The organism is Phocaeicola coprophilus DSM 18228 = JCM 13818 (assembly GCF_000157915.1).
GTDB lineage: Bacteria > Bacteroidota > Bacteroidia > Bacteroidales > Bacteroidaceae > Phocaeicola > Phocaeicola coprophilus.
In genome coordinates this window covers 4,036-6,251 of sequence record NZ_EQ973632.1, presented here as the reverse complement: position 1 = coordinate 6,251, position 2,216 = coordinate 4,036, and the positions used below count along the sequence as shown (strand labels likewise).

At 45.8% G+C, this 2,216-nt stretch carries 1 protein-coding gene; it reads right to left on the bottom strand.

The genetic code is table 11. From position 1 onward, the window contains the following. Window positions 1-240: 240 nt before the first annotated feature. The gene (locus tag BACCOPRO_RS01640) at window positions 241-2,154 is read right to left on the bottom strand and encodes an endonuclease/exonuclease/phosphatase family protein (protein WP_008140286.1); all 1,914 of its coding nucleotides are present in this window, start codon (window positions 2,152-2,154) and stop codon (window positions 241-243) included. Between the last annotated feature and the right edge of the window lie 62 nt (window positions 2,155-2,216).

Genomic DNA, 2,216 nt, shown 5'->3' with positions numbered 1-2,216 from the left:
CAGTGGGTCCAGGGTTCGAATCCCTGAGGGTGTACAAAGAAAATGGAAAAGTCTGTATCACCTTCGTGATGCAGACTTTTTTCGTTTCGAACTGACCCTCCTTTTGTCTGAAAAAATCGTGCGGTCATTGCGGCCGGATCGTGCAGTCGTTGTGACCGAAACGTGCGGTCGTTGCGGCCCAATCGTACTACTCGATACAGCCGCAACGACCATACATTTTTTTCGAAGTGAACAGGAACCTTATCTGAGACCGGCAATAGATCCTTTCTTCTTCAAATCAAAAACCTGTTTCAACAGAACTTTTCCATCCAGCTTCTTTACAGTGAACGTCATCTTCTCTCCCTTTTTCTGCAAGATGCCATAGGTTGCTTCATCCAGGTTATATCCTCCCCCGACATACACAGGGAAAGGATTACCGATCTTCCCTTGGGGATAATATGCAAAATCATGTGTATGAGCTGAAAGATTCAGATCAATCGGTGCATGCTGCAGAATAGGTCCCCACAACTTCTGGCAAGGAACATAATCATAGTCATTTCCCCACAAAGGAATGTGATTGATCAATATACGGCAGGAAGCCTGCGTAAATTCCCGGCTTTTCAATTCCTTTTTCAGGAAGTCAGCCTGATCCTCACGGAAAGCGGAAAAATCATTTAAGCCATAATAAACCCAATGGTCATCGGGCTTGTCTTCACCGCAGTCCAATATAATGAAACGGCTGTCTCCCCAGTTAAATGCTCCATAAGTATTGCCGCCCGGGTTATCGAACAGGGAAGGCATGCCGGCTGAATAGGCATTACGAATCTCATGATTACCCCGCACAAAGAACAGAGGACAAGAGGAACCGTGGAACAAACGAGCCAGACGGTTTATATTTGCCATTGCCTCTTCTCTGTCCGAAGGTTCCGGCAAGCAGTCACCGTTAAATACGACAAAATCATGAGGTATTGAATCCAGCTTTGCCGACAAAATATTCTCCAGCTTTCCATACACATGCATATCATTCAACACAATAGCAGTGAAGTCTTTCTGCCCGGGTGCAGGCAGACAAAAGTGATAGAATGAAGTACGCACCGTGTCTCCAAAAGCTTTGCTGTATGACTGATAGTCGCCTATTTCACGGGCACATACTCTATAATAATAAGGTTTACCGCCCTCCAGTCCGGACAAACGGATTTTATTCTCTATATCATGACAGATAGCCTGACCGTCACGCAAAGCAACCGCACGCTTCAGATTCAATGTATCTGTGCCATACTCTACCCAACAATGAGCCATCGCTCTCGTCTGGAACATAACCGTAATCCCGTTTTCCGTAGGATTCTGAAGATACGGATCAGAATACAAGAGACGGTCCGCGGGCTGAAGGAAGCGGACTTTTGCCATCACAGGACGGTGATCAGAAGACACCGTGTCCGGTAAAACAGTTCCGCCTTTCTGAACGACAGATTTTCCCGTAGCTTTCCAGACTGCAATATAATCAATCACATCTTCGGGCTTGTTTGCAGGATAAGTTGCCTGTTTCAGATTGTTCAGCAAGGTGAAGTCCTTCCGGATTTCCTGTATCGTCTGGCTTTCAGGAAGAGCATTCCAGTCGCCTGCCAGCAAAAAAGGTTTGTTCAACCGTGAAGCAATTTTCCGGATAACGTCCAAAGAAGCAAGCTGGTCTTCCGGTGTCAATGACAGATGAGTACATCCGATATAATAATCATCAAACTCTGCCAGCAACAAAACCCGGGCCTCTTCACGCCCCGGCAAAGCAATGCGTTCCACAGATAAAGGATGTTCCCTGGCCAAAAGTCCAACGCCATAAGATCCGCCGTCGAATGATATCGCCTTTGCAAAAACCGGATACATCAACGCTTCATTGGCAACCTCCCGAAGCACATCCTTCTTATGGCTTCGTCCCGTCACACTGTCCACTTCCTGCAACGCTACGACATCAGCCTGCTGCTCTCTGAACATACGGGCTATTCTGACATAATCAGTCTTGCCATCCAATCCTTCACCATGACGGATATTATACGAAATAATCTTCAGATCATTTTCTACCGGGAGTTTCTCCTGTGCCGATAATGAAGATGAAAAAACGCCCAATAATCCCCCTAATAAAGCTCCCCTCACGAAGCTGCCTTTTAATGCATTTGTTTTCATTACAATTAGATTTATACTATAATATCGGGCACAAAGATAACAATTCTAAACGAGAAACGGAC